This window comes from Streptomyces sp. NRRL S-1022 (assembly GCF_000720135.1).
Lineage (GTDB): Bacteria > Actinomycetota > Actinomycetes > Streptomycetales > Streptomycetaceae > Streptomyces.
On sequence record NZ_JOIU01000001.1, the window covers coordinates 173,315 to 191,845 of the forward strand.

Consider the following 18,531-nt stretch of genomic DNA (forward strand, 5'->3'; position numbering starts at 1 on the left):
GGTCCGTGTGAGGGTCAGTCGCGGTAGGAGCCGAGGTGCCAGATACGGGCTCGCTCCAGCTTCACCGAGCCGTTCTCGGCGAAGATCTGCACTCCCTGACTGGCGGGGTCGGGGAAGATCTGGTCGGTGATCACTGCTTCGCCGCTGCCACCGAACACCTCGACGGACGACCAGTCGAGAAGGATCCGCAGCTTCACCTTGCCGTCCTTCGCCTCTAGGGGGGCTCGCTGGACGCCGGGGAAGGAGCTGTTGAAGTCCACGGCGCCGGAGCGGGTGCGGTCGACGTACAGCTCCTGCGTCCTGGTGTCGTAGCCGATGAGTGTCTCCTCGCCCGCGGCGCCGGTGCGCACCTTCAGGCCGAAGCGTTCGGCGTCCTTGAGGGAGAAGGTGGCCTCGATGTCGAGTGCCTTGCCCTTGGCCGCGGGGCCGGCCAGGGGCTTGGTGGTGCTCGTGACGGTGATGCCGGCCGCGGTCGCCGGGGGCTCCCGCCGCAGGGACTTGAGGCTGTTCACCGGCCTGCTGGTCAGGCGGATGCGGCCGTCGACGGTGCGCAGGGCCATCTCCCGGGGGGTGCTCTGTGCGCCCCGCCAGGGGGAGGTGGGGATGGCGCCGCCGTAGTCCCAGTTGTTCATCCAGCCGATCATGTAACGCTTGCCGCCGGGCGCGTTCTCCCAGGACACCGCCGCGTAGTAGTCCCTGCCGTAGTCGGCCCAGTCGGCGCGCTGCAGGGCGGACGTGGCGGGCTTGTCGGCGGCGGTGAACTGGTCGGCCAGGATGTGACCCCAGCCGGCGGTGCTCCTGTCGACGATTCGGATCTGGGCCTTCTTGCCGGCGTAGGGGCGCAGGTCGAAGGAAGCCCAGTCGAGGGTCTCGCTGTTGGAGCCGGTGGCGCTGCGCACGACCTGGCCGTCGACGATCAGGTTGACGGACGTCTCCTGGGAGACCGGCTGGGCCTCGGTGTCGGACAGCATGATGTGGTCGACGTTGATGTGACCCCAGCCGCCGGTGTTCTCGTCGACGATCCTGATCTGCGCCTTCTTGCCGACGAGATCGCTGACGTCCCAGGAAGCCCAGTTGAGGGCCTCGGCGTCCCCTCCGGTGGCGCTGCGCACGGCGTGGCCGTCGACGAGGAGTTCTACGGCGGTGGGTTCGGCGGCGCTGGTGGGGTGATGGCCGCCGCCGATGAGGAAGTTGATGTGCTTCTTGTCGAGGGTGAATTCGGGTGAGGTGAGCGCGCCGGTGGTGGAGTCGCCGTTCAGGAAGGTGTTGACCAGGCCGCTGCCCCGGAATCCGGAGACTTCCTGCTGGCCGGGGAGGGTGCCGGTGGCGGGTGCGGCGCCGAAGGCGTCTCCGGTCTTCGTCCAGTCGCCGTAGCTGCCGCCTTCGAAGTCGGCGAGGACCGTGCCTGCGGGCGGCGGACCCTGCTCCAGGACGGCTCCCGGCTCGTGTGGGTGGCGTCCGCCGCCGACTTTGAAGTTCAGGTAGGGGCTGTCGACGGTGAATGCGGGGGAGGTGAGGGTGCCCGTGGCGCTGTCACCCGAGTGGAAGCTGTTGGCGAGGCCCTTGCCGTCGAAGCCGTCGATGGTGCCCTGCCCGGCCAGTGCCCCGGCCGACGGTCCGTCGCCGAACGCGGTGCCGGTGGCCGTCCACGTCCCGAAGCCGGTGTCCTCGAAGTCCTGCACGACTTTCCCGGTGGGCGGGGTGTAGGAGCCCTTGTCCTCGGCGGTGAACGTCGTGCCGTCGAAGTCGCCGATGAAGTACTGGGCGGCCGAACCGCCTGCGATGCCGCCGGGGTTGATGTTGACGACGAGGACCCACTTGATGTGGTGCGGGTCTCCGTCGACCGCGAGGGGGAACAGGTCGGGGCACTCCCACACGCCGCCGGTCGCGCCGGCCGGGCCGAACTCGCTGAGCAGGTCCCAGTCCTTGAGGTTCTTGGACGAGTAGAACCGCACCTTGTGCTCGGTGGACAGCGACACGGTCATCAGCCAGCTCTTCGTGGGTGCGTACCACTGGACCTTGGGGTCGCGGAACTCGCCGGAGCCGATGTCGAGTACGGGATTGCCCTGGTACTTGGTCCAGGTGCGGCCGCGGTTGGTGCTGTAAGCGAGCGACTGGGCCTGCTTGCCGCCGTTCCTGTAGGCGCTGGTGTAGATCGCCACCATGGGCGGGTTCTTCTTCGTGCCGAACCCGGTGGTGTTGTTCCAGTCGACGACCGCGCTGCCGGAGAACACCATCTCCTGGTCGTCGTGCGACAGGGAGAGCGGCAGCTCCTTCCAGTGCACGAGGTCCTTGCTCACCGCGTGTCCCCAGGACATGTCGCCCCAGGAGTTGCCGTTGGGGTTGTACTGGTAGAACAGGTGGTATTCGCCCTGGTAGTACACCAGACCGTTCGGATCGTTCATCCAGTTCTTCTGCGGGGTGAAGTGGAACTGGGGCCGGTAGGTTTCGGAGTACGGCCGGGTGTCGGCGGCCAGGGCCTGGGGGGCGAGCGGGGCCGCGGACAGGGCGCAGACGGTTGCCACCGCCGCGATCATCCGTGTGCGGGCACGCCGGGATATCCGTCCAGAGCTCATGGTGTCTCCTTTGCTGCGGCTGTCCGCGCAGCGGAGCCTGCGGCCCCGGCGCGGAACCAGCCGGAAGTTGACGCCCCGCCGGGCGCCGACGTCCACGGCGCCCGACAAGGAAGTGTCATCGTTGACTTGTGTCATCGATGACATTGAATGGCCCGATGATGGGGCAGTCCGGCCAGCGCGTCAACAGTCCGGGCGCCAGATCACCTGCAGCCGCTACGCCCGTACCTCATGCTCGGCCGGCAATGGCGAGCTGCCCCAACTGGCTGTGCAGCGGCGGGTTCGGACCGGCAACCGAGCAGGTCAGGGCCGCAACCCTGGCAGCGAACCGGCAGGCGTCCGCGACGTCACCGAGACGGAGATGCGTCAGCCTGCCGCCGAGGAGTCCACGGGCGGCCAGGTGATGCAGCAGCCCGGCGGTGAAGGAGTCCCCCGCCCCTACCGTGTCGACGACGCTCGTGGGCACGGCGGGCACCACGATGCGTTCGCCGTCGAGCGAGGCCAGGACGCCGTCGGCACCGAGCGTGATCACGACGAGCCGTGCCCCGGCCGCGTGCCAGGTGTCGCACGCCTGCTCGGGCGGCGTGCCCGGCAGCAGGAGCTGCAGGTCGTCCTCGCTCAGCCGCAGCACATCCGTCAGTGCGCACCAGTGCGCCAGCCGGCCACGGTAGACCTCGGGATCCACCAGCAGCGGCCGGACGTTGGGGTCGATGCTGATGGTGGCCCGGGGAGCCGCTGCGGCCAGGAAGTCCTCTACCACCGCCGCGCCGGGTTCCCGGACCAGGGCCAGGGAACCGCTGTGCACGCAGGCGGTCCCGGACAGGTCCACCCCCGCCAGCTCCTTGGCTGTCCACTGCCAGTCGGCCGTGTCCTGCGCGTGGAAGGAGAACGCGGCCTGCCCCCGCTCGTCCAGCTCCGCCACGGCCAGTGTGCTGGCCTCCGCGGCCGCTACGGCGCCCGTCAGGTCCACCCCGGAGGACTCCAGGTGAGCCCGGAACAGACGGCCGAACACGTCACCGGACAGTCGTGCGAGGAAACGCGCCGGGGTGCCCAGGCGGGTCAGGGCCACAGCCGTGTTCGCAGGTCCGCCGCCGGGCAGCACCCGCAGCGCGAGTTCGTTCGAGGTGCCCGTCGGCTCGGTGAACGCGTCCGCGACGCACTCTCCCAGGACGGTGATCTGGCGTGGGCTGCTCATGGGCGGCTCTTCTCTGCGAACGCACGGGCGGGGAAGCGGGCACGGACCGGGCATCCGCCGCGGCCGTTACGGACTTGTGTCTCGCGCAAGGCATTGACGTTGCCGGGAGCCGGAGTCCATCATCCTCGGCAAGCAGTGTCAACGATGACATAAGTCAACGCTGACATCCCGGGCGGCAGGTGTCCTGATCCCGCCCTGTGCCGCTCGCTATCCCTCAGGAGTCGAACATGTCTCGCACCACCCGCCTGTCCTCCTCACTCCTCAGAGCCGCCGCTGTCACGGGCGTTGCGGCGCTCACCCTGACGGCCTGCGGTTCCGGCTCCGGATCGGACTCGTCCAGCACCGGTTCGGGCGACGTCAAGGTCGGCCTGATCACCAAGACGGACACCAACCCGTTCTTCGTGAAGATGAAGGAGGGCGCGGAGAAGGAGGCGAAGGCCGAGGGCGTCAAGCTCATGACCGCGGCCGGCAAGTTCGACGGGGACAACGCCGGCCAGGTCACCGCCATCGAGAACATGGTCGCCTCCGGCGTGAAGGGCATCCTGATCACCCCGAGCGACTCCAAGGCCATCGTGCCGGCCATCGAGAAGGCCAAGGCCAAGGGCGTCCTGGTCATCGCGCTGGACACACCGACCGACCCGCAGAACGCGGTCGACGCCCTCTTCGCCACCGACAACCTCAAGGCCGGCGAGCTGATCGGCGCATACGCCAAGACCGCCATGAAGGGCAAGGCCGCCAAGATAGCCACCCTCGACCTCGCGCCCGGCGTGTCCGTCGGCGTCCAGCGCCACGACGGCTTCCTGAAGGGCTTCGGCGTCAAGGAGGGCGACTCCTCCGTCGTCTGTTCCCAGGACACCGGCGGCGACCAGGCCAAGGGCCAGACGGCGATGGAGAACTGCCTCCAGAAGGAGCCGGACATCAACGTCGTCTACACCATCAACGAGCCCGCCGCGCTGGGCGCCTGGACCGCGCTGAAGGCCAAGGGACGCGAGAAGGACGTACTGATCGTCTCCGTCGACGGCGGCTGCACCGGGACACAGGCGGTCAAGGACGGCAAGATCGCCGCGACGTCGCAGCAATACCCGCTGAAGATGGCCGCCGAGGGTGTCAAGGCCGTCGTGACGTACGCCAAGGACGGCAAGAAGGCGTCGGGCTACACCGACACCGGCGTCACCCTGATCACCGACAAGGCGCAGGCCGGCGTCACGGCCAAGGACACCGGCTACGGCCTGGAGAACTGCTGGGGCTGAGCCGCCCCCGAGCCGTACGACACCGCACGCCCCCCGTGCGGCGGCCGCCCCCCCCTTCCCGGAGCGGGGACGGCCGCCCCCTTGTTCCCCTGTCCTCCGACGCGGACGCACAAGGACATCTGTCTTCCGACAAGGACCTCGCATGACAGCCACGACCACGCCCCCGGACACGTCCAAGCCGTACGCCGGGCTCACCGCACCGAGCACGGCCCGCAGACTGCTCACCCAGCCGACCACCGGCCCGCTGGTCGCCCTTCTCCTGGCCTGCGCCTTCTTCTCGCTCTCGACCGACCAGTTCCTCACCGGCGGGAACTTCTCGCTGATCGTGCAGCAGGTCATGGTCGTAGGCACCCTCGCCATCGGCCAGACCCTGATCATCCTCACCGCGGGCATTGACCTGTCATGCGGGGCCGTGATGGCGTTCGGCAGCATCATGATCGCCAAAATGGCCGCCGAGGGCTCCCTGCCCCCGCTCGCCGCCATCGCGCTCGGCCTGGTCGTCTGCAGCGGCTTCGGGCTGCTCAACGGAGCGCTGGTGCAGAAGATCCCGCTGCCGCCGTTCATCGTCACCCTCGGCATGCTCAACGTGGCGTTCGCACTGACCCACATCTACTCCGAAGAACAGACCGTCACCAACCTGCCCGGACCCCTGACAGCTCTTGGGAAGACCTTCCCGCTCGGCAACACCGACATCACCTACGGCTCGCTGGTCACCATCGGCCTGTTCCTCCTCCTCGCCTACGCCCTGAGCAGCACCGGATGGGGCCGGCACGTTTACGCGCTCGGCAACAGTCCCGAAGCGGCACGGCTGAACGGCATCCGCACCTCCCGCCTGACCATCGGCGTCTACACCGTGGCGGGTCTGCTCTACGGCATCGCCGCCCTCCTGCTCATCTCCCGCACCGGAGTCGGCGACCCCCAGGCCGGCCAGACCGACAACCTCGACAGCATCACCGCCGTCGTCCTCGGCGGCACCAGCCTCTTCGGCGGCCGCGGCTCGGTCCTGGGCACCTTCGTCGGCGTCCTCATCGTCGGTGTGTTCCGCAACGGCCTGCAACTGATGGGCGTCGCCTCGATCTACCAGACGCTGATCACCGGCGTCCTGGTGATCCTGGCGGTGACCGTAGACCAGATCTCCCGGAAGAAGGCACGATGACCGCGACCACCACCCCCGTGCTGCAGGCCCGCGGCCTGGTCAAGCGGTACGGACACGTCACCGCCATCGACGGCGCCGACTTCGACCTGATGCCCGGCGAGGTCCTCGCCGTCATCGGCGACAACGGCGCCGGAAAGACCAGCCTGATCAAGGCCCTCACCGGCGCACTGACCCCCGACGCCGGCGAGATCCGCCTCAACGGCCGGCCCATCACCTTCTCCGGACCGCAAAGCGCCCGCGCCCACGGTATCGAGACGGTCTATCAGGACCTCGCCGTGGCCGCTTCCATGGACATCGCCTCGAACATGTTCCTGGGACGCGAACTGCTCCGACCAGGCGTCCTGGGAAGCGTCTTCCGCATGCTGGACAAGAAGCGCATGCGCCAGGAGGCCGCCGAGCACATGGCCGACCTGAAGATCGGGCTGCGCTCGCTGACCCAGGCGGTCGAGACCCTCTCCGGCGGGCAGCGGCAGGCCGTCGCGGTCGCCCGGTCCGTCGCCTGGGCCCGCAGCGTCGTCGTCATGGACGAACCCACCGCCGCCCTCGGCGTCAAGGAGTCCGGGCAGGTCCTCGACCTCATCCGCCGCGTCCGGGACAAGGGCATGCCGGTCGTCCTGATCAGCCACAACATGCCGCACGTCTTCGAGATCGCCGACCGCATCCACGTCCACCGCCTCGGCAAGCGCGCGGCCGTGATCAAGCCTTCCGACTATTCGATGGCCGAAGTCGTTGCGATCATGACCGGAGCGCTCACCGTCGATGAGGCGGGAGGTACCGTCGTAGCGGACTCCCAGGCGGCGAAGGCCGCGGGAGTCAAGGCCAACTGACCTACGACCACACACCCAAGGGTTCCGGCCGGCCGGGGCGACACACCGCGCCACGGCGGCCGGAACCGACGAGCAGGGGAGACTGTTACTCCATGGCAGCGAACCGCCGCCCCACCCTCGCAGACGTGGCCCGGGAAGTGGGCGTCAGCGCCAAGACGGTCTCCCGCGTCCTCAACGAGGACGGCCCCGCATCGGCCAAGACCCGGGAGCAGGTGCTCGCCGCCGTGGCCAGGCTCGGCTTCCAGCCGAACCTTATGGCACGCAACATCCGCGTCGGCGGACCCGACACCACCATAGGGCTGGTCATCCCCGACCTCGGCAACCCCTTCTTCGGCGCCGTGGCCCGCAGCATCGAGGACACCGTCCGCGACCGCGGCCTCACCCTGCTCATGGGCTCCTCCGCGGACGACCCGGACCGCGAACGCGCGCTGACGGACAAGTTCCTCGCCCGCCGCGTCAGCGTCCTGATGGTCGTGCCGTCCGTCGGCGCCGACCACGCCCACCTCAAGCCCCACCGCGCCACGGGCCTGCCCGTCGTCTTTCTCGACCGGCCTGGGGTGGGCCTGTCCACGGACAGCGTCGTCAGCTCCAACCGAGCCGGCGCCCAGGCCGGCGTCACCCACCTGATCAACCACGGCCACCGGCGCATCGGCTTCGTCGGCGATCTCCCCACCAAGCTCTACACCCGCCGCGAGCGCCTGGCCGGATACCGCGCGGCGCTCGACGAAGCCGGCCTCTCCTACGACCGTTCCCTGCTCACCAACGCGCACGACCAGCATGGGGCCGCCATCGCCACCGCCGAGCTGCTGAGCCTGGCCGATCCTCCCACCGCCCTGTTCGCCGGCAACAACATCGTCGCCCTGGGGGTCGTTACGGAACTCGCCCGCACCAAACGCAAGGACGTGGCCCTCGTCGCCTTCGACGACGTCCCGCTCGCCGAGGTACTCGAACCGGCGCTGACCGTCGTCGCCCAGGACCCCGAAGAAATCGGCAGAGCAGCCGCGACCACCGCCCTGGCCCGCCTCGACGGCGACCGCTCCCGCGTCCGCACCATCACCGTCCCCACCCGACTGATCGTGCGCGGGTCGGGGGAGCAGCAGCCCGCCCCGCAGCTGCTGCAGGAGGGGTAACAAGCCCGCTTACCTCTTTTCTCCCTGTCCAGCCGGTCGGCGAGGACGGCCACGGATCTAGTAGTGCTTCGTTACGTCGGGTGATCTCGCTCGATGGGGGGGGCATCTTGCTGGTATGAGGCTGGGGGAGGTGGGACGGCTCCGGGGTGAGTTATCGGGCGGGGTCTGATGCTGGACGGCCGTCGCAAGTCCATCCAGCCGAGGGCAGCACGGCTGCCGGATCTTTACCTTCCCGTTTCGCGACGATGAGCCGCGAGCCCGCCGAACTCATCTCCGAATCATGGCAGTTGACGGCCGAAGAGATCGCCCAGGTGCAGGTCGTCCTCGGATGTCAGGCGCGCTTCTCCGGCGAGTGGCATCACTGAGCCAGAAGATGCAGTCTGGAATTGCGGGTTCCTTCACCCCGCAGGAGCCGAGACGACAGGGGCTCAACGCTGCGGCGGCATGCAACGATGCATCAGGTCCCCGAAGGCGGCTCACTGGCTCGCCACGCCAGCCAACATGCTCACGCATGGGGACCTGCCTCTCTTGGAACATGCGCGACTACTCAAAGAAGCCGGGGAAAATTCCAATTGCGCTAGGCCCAAACTCGCGAGGTGCTGAAATGCTTGGTCGTGCCCTGGCAGTCGCGGTGCTGCTCACCCCCATCCCGTTTGCGGGCGTGGCTCAGGCTGCTGCGCCGATCGGTCCTGGCTTCAAGATCAGCATCGACGGACAGCTACATGTGCACAGCTATTCTTTTTTCGGGTCTAACACGCACCATTATTCTTTCTCGCACGTTTTCCTCGTAAAGCAGGGAAACAATCGTAGAGAAAATTGGTCAACCAGTGCGTGCGCAGGCAATGACACCGTGGGTTGGGTGCGATTCCAGATGCGCTATGTCCCTGGAAACCAGCCTGAAGTATCGACGCTCATACGCCTCTATACAGGAGATAGTTGCGTCCGCTTCGAAAACATCCTGGCCCATGAGCAAGAAGTTCCGGCTAAACGCCTGACCGCTCAACCTATCCAAATTAACGGAGATACACAGAGCGGCTTGGATTGGGCTAAACTGCGTTCCACAGAGACCAGTAAGTTTAGCCTGTGTTGTTTCTGAGACCGCGTGAAATGGTTAGGGGCAACCGAACGTTTCACGGACCCTGTATACCCGAGCCATAGGACGGCCAGCGAACAGACCGCCGGTCACCAGCGGCTTCGTGCGGGTTCAGGAGGTGCGTCACGTACGGAGCTGACGGCCGATCATCCCCACACCCACCGTGCCGGCCCAGGGACTTCGCCGTGATCCAGGTGCGTCCCTCGGGGAAGGAAGCCGCCGCACCGCCCAGGATCAAGCAGGCGGATGCAGTCGCTGGAGCAGCGTGCTGCCCGTGAGGACGCTGCTGGTCGAACGGCCCGAAGAAGCTGATGTGCCGACCGGTTACTGGATGAGCAACCTGCCTGCCGACACCCCGGTCGCCGACCTGGTGCGGTGGGCGAAAATGCGCTGGCGGATCGAGCCCGCGAGTTCAAACGCGGTCTTGCCCGCAACCACACCGCGGGCAGGGGCGGATGAAGTGCTACTGGCTGCAACTCGCCTTTATGCACAGGTGATTGGCGTCACCGCTGCGTGCCTTGCGGCTGTCTCCATCATCCCAGCCGCACGCTGATTCCCGCAGAGAGATCACTGTCCGGAAAAGCGGGCTATGCCTGGTATGCCGTTCTTTTGGTTCGATGGTGTCCAAGCAACCGGTCCAGCCCCCGCACCCGGCCCACCCGCCACGGAGTCCTCTGACCCGTGTGGCATCGGCCCCGCGAGACAACCGCGGCCCCCGCCGGGCCTCAATGGCTCATCACCGTCCACGCTCGGCTTGCCGCCAGCCCTGTCTATGAGTGATGGTGAGTCACAGAACACGATGAGGCCGGTTCCTCCCGGCCCGAACGTCCTTGAACTGCTACTGGCTGCAACCAACGCTGACAGGGACACCAGGCGGGCTCACGTTGGCGCGTGGCCTGCCGCACCCAAGCCGGCACCCGCCCAGCGGCTGCCGGCTTGGCCGTACGCTGCACCGGTCGCCGGGTCACCGTGTGGCGTACTCCGTCACCGCGCGCCGGGACCAGCGTGTGCCGCATCTGCGTTCGTGGCTGCCAGTCGTCCAGGCGCTGGGGGAGTGCAGGCAGTCGGTCAGCTGCTGCGGCCAGAAGTGGTCTAGTCCGGGCAGGGCTGCGCTGCAGGTGCGTGTGAGGGTGCCGTCGGGGTGCCAGGTGAGGTAGCGGCGGCGGCAGGTTCCGAACGGTCCCAGGGCTGGGGGGAGGCGTATCAAGGGCTGGCGGGTGGAGCCGATGCGGATGATGCCTTCCAACAGCTGCCGTTCGCCGCGGGGCCGTCCGCCGTTCCGGGTGGGAGTGGGCAGACCGGTCCTGGATCAGCGCGCCGCGGCGGGCCTGCACCAGCACCGGCCCTCCGCCACGGCCCGGGGTGAAAGACCAGGGCCCGGTGCCCGCCCTTCTCCAGACTGTGATGTGTCTCAGGGACACCGAGCCGACGCGGGGACGACCGACAGGCCTCGCCTGCGCTCCGCTCGACGCCCATACCGCCGTCGGCGGTGTGCCGGGCGCGGGCTGGGATCTGCACGAATACCGGCACTCCGGTCTCACCCACCTCGGTGAGGCCGGGGCCGGCCTGCCGACGCTCATGGCGAAGTGGCGGCAGAGGAAGCCGGAGGTCGTACGGCGCTACTTGCACCCGTCGGCAGAGGTGATCGCCGAGGTCATCAGCCTGATCGCGCCCGGGGATAGCAGACGTCGAGGCTAACGGCCCTGGGACGCCGTGGTGGTGTTTTCCGGGCGCCATCCACTCGCGCACAGTCATGCGCCGCTCCCGCGCCCACGCTGCGCTGCGGCGCGCACCGACGGCATTCCCGCGGCGGTGTGCGTCGGCGCCGGGGTGGGCGCCGCGTTCGCCACTCGTGTGAGGAATGCCCGATGCGTGCCTCCTGCGGGTGATGCCGCCGACCACTCCTGCCGCCCAGCCCCCTGCCTCTGCCACGGTCATGAGTGGGCGGGGAGGCAGCAGCGCCGCACCATCTAGGCCGGTGTGCCCGGCAGGCCGCCGGTGCGTACCGGTGCACCGCGCCGCCGCATGCCGGTATTCGGCCCCGCCCAGGCCGCCCCAGAGGAATCCTTCGCGCGAAAGTCCGTAGTCGTCGCCGCGTTCGTGGCGCTAGGAACGTGCTTGTCCGCCGTGGCCCCGGCTGGCAGCGCCCCCTCGACCGCACGGGCGGCGGAGGGCAGGTCGGCAGTCGCGACGGTCCGGCAGCAGGCTGCCGGACCACTGAAGTGGACCGCGCTCGGCGACTCTTACAGCGCTGGTGCCCTCATCCCCAAGTGGGATGCCAGGGACGGCTGCGGCCGGTCCAACCACAACTGGGAACAGCAACTGGCCCAGCGGCTGAACACCGAGACCTCCGACTGGGTGCGGCTCAAAGACGTCACCTGTGGCGCCGCCGAGATCAACAAGGGCGTCCTGAGCCCGCAGACCTGCGACATGCTCCTGGGCCCGCCGTTCAACCGCGGCACCTGTGCGTGGCCGGCCAGGCCCGCGCAGATCGACGCGCTCAACGGCGACGAGGACATCGTCACGGTCGGAATCGGTGGCAACACCCTCGGGTTCGCGGACGTCCTGGCCAAGTGCCTGGAGATGGGAGTGGAGCCGGGAGACCCGCCGAGCCCGGGCCCGGGGCTGCAGCGGCTACTACGAGAACGGCGAAGGCAGGCAGTGGCTGGCTGACAAGTTCGCCACCCTGACCCGCGAGTACACCGTCATGATGGCGCAGATCCACCAGCGTGCCCCGCACGCGAAGGTGTTCGTCCTGGGCTGCCCCACGGTCCTGTCCAGGCCGTTCAACCAGCTGAACTGCTACGGGGGGAACTTCAAACGGATGGGGACCATCCGCCTCGGCGTGGACGGCGACTTCGTCATGGGCCTGGAACAGCGGCTCAACGACGTGATCGAGGAACAGGCGCAGGACAACTCGCCGTAGGTCACTTACGTCGACACCTACCAGTCCAGCCAGGGCCATGGGGTGTGCGCCACGGGTACCAGCCAGTGGATGTACGGGGTGTTCGACGACCTGGTGATCCCGCCGGATGAGACCAAGCCGGCCGATCCGGCCGAGTATCAGTGCGCCCTGCGCGACGAACTCCCGCCCGGCACCCCCAAGGGCGAGGCGTGCACCCTCATCCACCCCAACGTCCGCGGCGCGAAGAATCAAGCCGACCAGGCGCATGCGGCATTCGAAGGCACGGGCCTGACACCGTAATCGGGGCAACCGGGCAGCAGTGGTGCAGTCCTCGACGCCGAGAGCGATCTGGCAACCCACCATGGTCGCGAACTCGCGTGCACGATGCGTGAGCGGACGGGACAGCACCAGGCGTCACATGCAGGAGCAAAGCCCAGTGCCGCGCGGCGCTGATCAGCAGGTCAGCACCGCGCGGCACGTGGCCCGTCAGGGGCGGCAACCGGCAGTACACCGGCGACGGCGGCAGGCCGTACCTCACCCCGACGCTCCCGCGCGAGGGAGCGTCGGGGGCGGTCAGGGCTGTTCGTGGCGGGCGAAAGCAGCGGCCAGGTCGTGGGCCGTGCTGTCACCGGGATCGATTCCGCTGATCTCGGCGGACTGATGGGCGCGCTCGAACATGGCCTGCTCGTACGCGGTGAGCGCGGCCTCCGTCTCACCGGGGTGGGCAGCGAGCGCCCGACCGAGTTCGGTGCCGTCGAACATCGCAAGGTTGGCGCCCTCGCCATTGGGGGCGGCGAGATGCGCGGCGTCGCCGAGGAGGGTCACGCCGGGGACCCGGTCCCAGCGGATACCGGCCGGCAGGGCGTACAAAGGGCGCAGGGCCGGCGGGGTGTCGGTGCCGGTGATCAGCGCGGTGAGTTCCGGCGCCCAGCCCGCGAACTCCGCCGCGATCCGCGTGGTGGCCGCCGTGGGGTCGGTGAAATCGACGGTGGCGAACCAGTCCCGGGGCCTGGTCAGACCGACATAGGCGTGCAGGGTGTCGTTCCGCTCCCGGTGGGCGAAGATCTCCCGGCCCGGTGCGGGCGCGATCATCGAGCCGCCGCCGACCGCCTTCGCGGCGGCCGGGTGCCGGGTGCCGGCGTCGTACAGGTAGGTCTCCACGACCGACCTGCCGGTGTATTCGGGCACAACCGCGGTGAGCAGGGGGCGCACGCGTGACCAGGCGCCGTCGGCGCCGACCAGCAGCCCGGTGACCGCGATCGTGCCGTCGCCGAAGACCACCTCGTGGCGGCCCTCGCCCAGGGCGCGGACGTCGGTGACCTTGCGGTCCCAGCGGACGGTGCCCGGCGGCAGCGAGTCGAGCAGGAGCCGGCGCAGTTCGCCGCGCTGTACCTCCGGGCGTCCGCCGGTGCCGTCGTCGGCCTTGTCGAACAGGACGGTCCCATCCGTGTCGAGGATGCGCATCGCCTGCCGGCCGTCCAGGACGATGGCTCGGAACTCGTTCATCAAGTCCGCCGCCTGGAGAGCGAGTTGACCGTTGTAGTCGTGGATGTCGAGCAGTCCGCCCTGCGAGCGCGCGGTCGGTGAGGGCTCTGCCTCGTACACGGTGGCCGGTATGCGGTGCAGGTGCAGGACGCGGGCGAGGGCAAGGCCGCCGAGCCCGGCACCGATGATCGTGACGGTTGTGGTCATGAGGGGGTCCTCCCGGTCGTGAGGTGCTCGGGTGGCGGGGCCCGGTGGGGGCCGCGGCCGATGAACTCCACTGTCCGGACAGGCGCCGACGGTCCACCGACACGGCGCCGACAAGTCGGAGCCGGCGCTGACAACGGGCCGACACGCCCCCGCGTCAGGCGCCGGCCGGTCAGGGCCTCGGGGAGCGTGCGGTCTCCTCCAGGCGGACCGCACACCGCCTCGTCCAGCCGTCGCCCAAATCCAGACCGGACCTGCCCGCATCGACGTCCCTCGACACGAGAAGGTCCTCCCAGCTGCACTGCGGATCGTGTCAGGCCACCTCGGCCGCTACGGCGAGGCCCAGCGGCCGACGTTGTTCACCAGCAGGGTGCCTATTGCCCAGGGAAACGGCGGAGGATGTCGTGTTAGGTCAATGCGGTTATGGCACATCCACTCGGCGAAGTGCGTAGATCGCGTCCTCAAAAGCGTTGATGCTGGTCACCGCTCATCGAGCGAGCCAGCGCAGGGGAGCGCTCCCCTGGCTTGTTTCTGTTATTCGGAGGGCGACCTCTCTGCATGAGCACAGGCTCACCCCGAAACATGCAGATCATGTCGGCTTGGCTTTTGAACCGCGGGACCGGACGCTACGTACCAGTGACCGTGGGCGGCACCGTGCCGCCTGGCGTACTGCCAGGGAAACGGGTCGGCGGGCACACGTTGGTCGCGGGTTGCACCGTGCAGCGTCCGCCGGGACGCGGGTGTGGTACACGGTGCCCATAGAAGGGGTCGAGCGATTTCAGTAGATTCGAGCCGCCCGGTCAGCAGTGCTCTCCGATGGAGTCGGCGCAGCGGAACAGGACGAGAGGACGAGCCGGGCACACGTACGTCGGTACCGGGTCTGGATGGGCTCCGCGGGCTGGCGGCACTGTACGTCGTCTTGTTCCACTGCTGGTTGTACACCTTCCCGGGCTTTCCCAATAGCTCGGCGCCCGCGTGGCTGGACGGGCTCAAGTTCGGGCGCCTCGCTGTCGTCTTCTTTCTGGTGCTGTCGGGCTTCTCCCTCGCAATCTCTCCAGCGGGTCGTAATTGGCGGTCGGCTGGCATTGGTGAGTTTCTGCGCCGGCGCGCCTGGCGGATCCTGCCCCCGTATTGGGCGGCACTGGCCATAAGCCTGATCCTTTCTTGGTTTGTGGTACCCGCTTCGCACCTCGGACGGCCGACCGGCGCGTCAGTGCTGGTGTACGGCCTCGTTGCTCAGGACAATTTCTCCGCTCCCACACCGAATGGCGCGTTCTGGTCGATCGGAGTGGAGGTCGAACTCTATCTCCTCTTTCCGCTTTTCCTTTTCCTGCGGCGCCGGTTGAATGCGGTGGCACTGATCGCATGTGTGACTCTTCCGGTGATCGCCCGTGGCTTGATGGCGACTGACGCATCTCCCGTGGAGGGCAACAACTGGCTCGCTCCACACCTTGCTCCCGTGTTCGTTGCAGGCATAATCGGCGCAGGAGTCGTCAATGCGTCGGAACGGGTGCAACGCCTGCCGTGGGGGTGGTTCGCAGGGCTGGCCGCCCTGCCTGTGCTGGCTCTCGGCCTCATCCAAGGTTCCGTGTGGACCGTGGACCACTATTTCTGGGTGGATCTTGCCATTGCTCCCGCCATGACGATGCTGCTTTCCGCAGTTTCCACCGGCAGGCCCGCCACCCTCGTACGGCTTCTGACCGCACGCCCCATGCAGAGTCTCGGCAGCTTCTCTTACAGTCTTTACCTGATCCATCTGCCGATTGTCATGGCCGTGATCCGCCGAGTAGCCCCGCATTTTGTATCGCCCGGTCTGCCCACATTTTGGTTTACGCTTGCCCTGGCCCTGCCGGTTTCGGTGCTTGGAGCCTGGCTCTTCTCCCGGATCTTCGAAATTCCCTTTAAGCAGAACCGATCCTGGAAATCCCTGATCGCGCAAAGACGTTCTCGCTGGTCTGGTGCGAGCGCCCAAGAGGCACAGGGGTTGTTCGAGGAATCCGCACAAAGGTGACAAAAAGAGAGGTTACCTTCGCCCTCCGCCCCACCTGCGACGACCCGTGCTCCGCGGAGCTGGCCGACCGCCTGCGCGACTGCCTCGACGGTGAACTCGCCGACCACGAACGCGAACGCGGCCTCACCCACGCCACCCGCCTCACCCGCGCCGACCTCGAACCGGTCTGGCGTCGTAGCCGCGAACTCGGCTTCTACGGCATCCACTACCACCCCGAGACGTACGGCGGCCAGAACCTCACCTACACCCAACTCTGCGCTCTGAAGGAGGAGATCGGTGCCAGCGGACGCGTCCTCGCGCACAGCGTGCTCGGCGACATGGGCGGCCCGCTGCGCGCGGGCGGCATCCTCAAGCACGCCACCGACTACCAGCTGGACAGGTAGCTGCTGCCGCTCATCCGGGGCGAGCGGGCGTGCTGCTTCTCCCTCACCGAGACCGACGCCGGCTCCGACGTTCGCTCCATGCGCACAGTCGCCGTACGGGACAAAGACGGCTACCGGCTGACCGGGCACAAGGTGTTCTCCTCGGCTGGTCCCTATGGCCGGAACCGGTGAACAGGAAGGCGACAGGCCACGGTTCTCCGCCTTCCTCGTGGACCTGGACAGCGTCGGCTGTCGCGTCGAGCACAGAGCGACACCGGATGTCCGCGAACACATCGAGAGCGACATCGTCCTCGACGACTGGCCACGTCCCCGCCGCCAATCTCCTCGGCGACGAAGGCACCAGGGCACCTTCGGGGAGTCGGAGTGCTCACCGGGGCCGGAGGCGTCGCCGGGGCGCCTCCAGCGATGCGAGCAGAAGCGTGCCGGTAACGGAGCGTCCCGGTGGTACGGGGGAGACCCGCTCCTTGATCGAACTCTGCAAACCGCAGTCTGGATGCGGGATCTGACAGGCCAGCGACAGCTGTGACCCGGCCCCGGACGGCGCCACCCCTGGCTCCGAGCCCAGGGTGGCCGACAGCCGCCGTCGTTCGTCAGCCGCGGGCCGGGACCAGCCACCGAGGACCTCACGCCCGAGTGCTGTACTGCCGGTGAGCCACGCGGCGTGCGTGCGGGCGGGCGCGGAAGGCGTAGGAGTGAAGGGTGCACCTCTCACCGCCGGTCGAGTGGATGCTGGCCCGCTCCGTGACGGCTCTGCCGTCGCCCGGGGCACGGCCGCTGCTGTTCGAGCAGAAAGCGGACGGGTTCCGCGTCCTCGTGTTCACCGGCGCCAAGCCGTACCTCCAGTCCAGTCGCGGCGCCGATCTTGGCCCGGCCCTCCCGGAGATCACCCGGGCCGCGGCCGCGCTCGGCGTCGAGGCGGTCGTCGACGGCGTCATGTGAGCTGTGAGTGTGTCTCAGCCTGCTGATGTCTCACACGCTCCGGGCCGCAAGCATCGGCGCAACTGTCTGCCAATCAGTTGTTGGAGAGGGCTCAGCGCTTCGTGCCGTCTACGACAGCGGGCGGTCGGCCTGGTTCCGGTGCCCGTTCAGCAGGAGCGCGCCCAGCACGGCCGCAGCGGCCTGGCAGCCGGCCACCGCGAGGACGAGGCTTCCCGGTCCGGCGGCCTGCCAGACGCCCGCGAGTGCGGCCCCACCCGCGGCGAAAGTGCTCTTTAGGCTTGCTCCAAGGGTAAACACCTGGGTGCGGGCGTTCGGGGGCGCGTAGCGGTCGCGGCCGGCCAGCAGCGCGGCGAAGAGCGGGCCGGTGCAGCACCCCGCCAGGGCGAAGCCGCCGAATGCCGCGGTGGCGCTGCCCATCCAGGGCACGGCGGCCAGCGGCACCCCGGTCGCGAACAGCATGGCGATGACGGTCCATTCGGGGCGCTGGGCGCCCCACGGTCGCCATGCGTACGCCAGGGAACCGGTCAGCGAGCCGAGCGCCATAGCTGTCATCAGGCCGCCCGCAGCCCAGGGCGTCTGGTAGCGGGCGGCAAGCAGCACGCAGACCACGGGCAGGGCGCCGGTCCCGAACTGGCCCACCCCGCTGGCCCATGTGATCGAGCGCAGAGGCGGGTTGCGGACCAGTAGCACGGCGGCAGTACCCAGATCCGCAGGGCGTAGTGCGGGGCTCCGTCCGGGGCGGGGGCGCAGCGGCAGGGCGGAAACGAGCAGACCGCCTGCCGCGGCCCCGGCGCCCAATGCCACGAGCGCCAAAGCGGGGCTGGTCGCCGCCGCAAGGACAGAGGCGAGGGCCGGCCCGGCTATCCCAGCAAGGTTGTAGGAGACTGCGTCCAGGCTGAAGGCGCGGCCTCGCTCCGAGGACGGTAGCAGGTCACTCAGCAGGCTGGTCAGGCCGCCAGTCAGCAGGGGAGTGCAGCAGCCTGCCGCGCCCGCCACGGCCAGGACGACCGGAGTGGGCGCCCGTCCGGCCAACCCCGCCACGGCGGTCAGTCCCGTCCCGTAGAACACCAGGCAGCCGACGTGGAACAACCTGCGGCGTCGGACCCGGTCAGCGAGGGCACCGGCCACTGGAGCGGCGACAACGCTGGGCACCAGCAGGGCCGCGACCAGAGCACCCCCGAAGCCAGCGCTGCCAGTACGGTCCACAGCAAGCACCACCAGGCCGACCCGCGCCCCTTCGGAGGCGAGACGGACCGGCAGTGCCACCTGCATGTAGCGGATGAGCACCCACCTGTATGTGTCTGAACGCGTCCCCGGATTCACGGACGTCTGCGTACGCACTGCGTGCCTCCAGGTGGGATACCGAAGTTCGACCGCCTG

At 68.5% G+C, this 18,531-nt stretch carries 16 protein-coding genes and 1 pseudogene; 13 read left to right on the forward strand and 4 right to left on the reverse strand.

Translation table 11 applies throughout. From position 1 onward, the window contains the following. Positions 1–14: 14 nt before the first annotated feature. Both IG05_RS0100780 and IG05_RS0100785 read right to left on the reverse strand, forming a co-directional pair. A complete protein-coding gene (locus IG05_RS0100780; protein WP_030338321.1) occupies positions 15–2,576 on the reverse strand; it encodes a glycoside hydrolase family 32 protein in 2,562 nt (853 codons plus the stop codon). Between the two features lie 226 nt (positions 2,577–2,802). After that, on the reverse strand, positions 2,803–3,768 hold the full coding sequence (locus tag IG05_RS0100785; protein ID WP_030338323.1) for a carbohydrate kinase family protein: 966 nt from the start codon (positions 3,766–3,768) through the stop codon (positions 2,803–2,805). A 227-nt stretch (positions 3,769–3,995) separates the two neighbouring features. Here IG05_RS0100785 and IG05_RS0100790 point away from each other — a divergent pair, with 227 nt between their 5' ends. The 9 genes and pseudogenes from IG05_RS0100790 to IG05_RS0100830 all read left to right on the forward strand — a co-directional run bounded on the left by IG05_RS0100790 (position 3,996) and on the right by IG05_RS0100830 (position 12,429). Further along, the gene (locus IG05_RS0100790) at positions 3,996–5,018 is read left to right on the forward strand and encodes a sugar ABC transporter substrate-binding protein (protein WP_030338326.1); all 1,023 of its coding nucleotides are present in this window, start codon (positions 3,996–3,998) and stop codon (positions 5,016–5,018) included. Between the two features lie 142 nt (positions 5,019–5,160). Further along, a complete protein-coding gene (locus IG05_RS0100795; protein WP_030338328.1) occupies positions 5,161–6,174 on the forward strand; it encodes an ABC transporter permease in 1,014 nt (337 codons plus the stop codon). After that, the gene (locus tag IG05_RS0100800) at positions 6,171–7,001 is read left to right on the forward strand and encodes an ATP-binding cassette domain-containing protein (RefSeq protein ID WP_030338330.1); all 831 of its coding nucleotides are present in this window, start codon (positions 6,171–6,173) and stop codon (positions 6,999–7,001) included. The genes IG05_RS0100795 and IG05_RS0100800 overlap by 4 nt, the downstream gene beginning before the upstream one ends. A gap of 92 nt (positions 7,002–7,093) precedes the next feature. Next, a complete protein-coding gene (locus IG05_RS0100805) occupies positions 7,094–8,131 on the forward strand; it encodes a LacI family DNA-binding transcriptional regulator (protein WP_030338332.1) in 1,038 nt (345 codons plus the stop codon). A 535-nt stretch (positions 8,132–8,666) separates the two neighbouring features. Further along, positions 8,667–9,227, forward strand: coding sequence for a hypothetical protein (locus tag IG05_RS47530; RefSeq protein ID WP_158838686.1), 561 nt, complete (start codon positions 8,667–8,669; stop codon positions 9,225–9,227). A 176-nt stretch (positions 9,228–9,403) separates the two neighbouring features. Further along, a pseudogene (locus IG05_RS50410) lies at positions 9,404–9,674 on the forward strand (IS701 family transposase); the annotation flags it as partial. A gap of 1,668 nt (positions 9,675–11,342) precedes the next feature. Continuing rightward, positions 11,343–11,897, forward strand: a complete 555-nt coding sequence (locus IG05_RS46500) for a GDSL-type esterase/lipase family protein (RefSeq protein ID WP_158838690.1) — start codon at positions 11,343–11,345, stop codon at positions 11,895–11,897. 37 nt (positions 11,898–11,934) lie between these two features. Beyond that, positions 11,935–12,150, forward strand: coding sequence for a hypothetical protein (locus tag IG05_RS0100825; RefSeq protein ID WP_158838692.1), 216 nt, complete (start codon positions 11,935–11,937; stop codon positions 12,148–12,150). Between the two features lie 78 nt (positions 12,151–12,228). Continuing rightward, complete coding sequence (locus IG05_RS0100830; RefSeq protein ID WP_158838694.1) at positions 12,229–12,429, forward strand: hypothetical protein; 201 nt, start codon at positions 12,229–12,231, stop codon at positions 12,427–12,429. A 273-nt stretch (positions 12,430–12,702) separates the two neighbouring features. Here the strand turns inward: IG05_RS0100830 and IG05_RS0100835 are convergent, their stop codons facing one another. After that, positions 12,703–13,821, reverse strand: a complete 1,119-nt coding sequence (locus tag IG05_RS0100835) for an FAD-dependent oxidoreductase (protein ID WP_030338340.1) — start codon at positions 13,819–13,821, stop codon at positions 12,703–12,705. 877 nt (positions 13,822–14,698) lie between these two features. On the opposite strand from IG05_RS0100835, the gene IG05_RS0100840 reads away from it, so the two are divergent. From IG05_RS0100840 to IG05_RS0100850, 4 genes are all read left to right on the forward strand, one after another. Then, on the forward strand, positions 14,699–15,829 hold the full coding sequence (locus IG05_RS0100840) for an acyltransferase family protein (protein ID WP_078893830.1): 1,131 nt from the start codon (positions 14,699–14,701) through the stop codon (positions 15,827–15,829). Then, the gene (locus IG05_RS48810; RefSeq protein ID WP_234335701.1) at positions 15,826–16,212 is read left to right on the forward strand and encodes an acyl-CoA dehydrogenase family protein; all 387 of its coding nucleotides are present in this window, start codon (positions 15,826–15,828) and stop codon (positions 16,210–16,212) included. Before IG05_RS0100840 ends, IG05_RS48810 begins: the two co-directional genes overlap by 4 nt. A 78-nt stretch (positions 16,213–16,290) precedes the next feature. Continuing rightward, on the forward strand, positions 16,291–16,383 hold the full coding sequence (locus IG05_RS48815; protein ID WP_234335702.1) for a hypothetical protein: 93 nt from the start codon (positions 16,291–16,293) through the stop codon (positions 16,381–16,383). Between the two features lie 528 nt (positions 16,384–16,911). After that, entirely contained in the window at positions 16,912–17,151 is a 240-nt protein-coding gene (locus IG05_RS0100850; RefSeq protein WP_030338344.1) for a hypothetical protein, read from the forward strand. Between the two features lie 108 nt (positions 17,152–17,259). On the opposite strand, the gene IG05_RS0100855 is transcribed toward IG05_RS0100850, so the two are convergent. After that, entirely contained in the window at positions 17,260–18,438 is a 1,179-nt protein-coding gene (locus IG05_RS0100855) for an MFS transporter (RefSeq protein ID WP_234335703.1), read from the reverse strand. Positions 18,439–18,531 lie beyond the last annotated feature (93 nt).

Bases quoted from the DNA above. Each gene is read 5' to 3' on its own strand.
- IG05_RS0100780 (WP_030338321.1), bottom strand. From the start codon at position 2,576: ATGAGCTCTGGACGGATATCCCGGCGTGCCCGCACACGGATGATCGCG.
- IG05_RS0100785 (WP_030338323.1), bottom strand. From the start codon at position 3,768: ATGAGCAGCCCACGCCAGATCACCGTCCTGGGAGAGTGCGTCGCGGAC.
- IG05_RS0100790 (WP_030338326.1), top strand. From the start codon at position 3,996: ATGTCTCGCACCACCCGCCTGTCCTCCTCACTCCTCAGAGCCGCCGCT.
- IG05_RS0100795 (WP_030338328.1), top strand. From the start codon at position 5,161: ATGACAGCCACGACCACGCCCCCGGACACGTCCAAGCCGTACGCCGGG.
- IG05_RS0100800 (WP_030338330.1), top strand. From the start codon at position 6,171: ATGACCGCGACCACCACCCCCGTGCTGCAGGCCCGCGGCCTGGTCAAG.
- IG05_RS0100805 (WP_030338332.1), top strand. From the start codon at position 7,094: ATGGCAGCGAACCGCCGCCCCACCCTCGCAGACGTGGCCCGGGAAGTG.
- IG05_RS47530 (WP_158838686.1), top strand. From the start codon at position 8,667: ATGCGCGACTACTCAAAGAAGCCGGGGAAAATTCCAATTGCGCTAGGC.
- IG05_RS0100825 (WP_158838692.1), top strand. From the start codon at position 11,935: ATGGCGCAGATCCACCAGCGTGCCCCGCACGCGAAGGTGTTCGTCCTG.
- IG05_RS0100835 (WP_030338340.1), bottom strand. From the start codon at position 13,821: ATGACCACAACCGTCACGATCATCGGTGCCGGGCTCGGCGGCCTTGCC.
- IG05_RS48815 (WP_234335702.1), top strand. From the start codon at position 16,291: ATGCGCACAGTCGCCGTACGGGACAAAGACGGCTACCGGCTGACCGGG.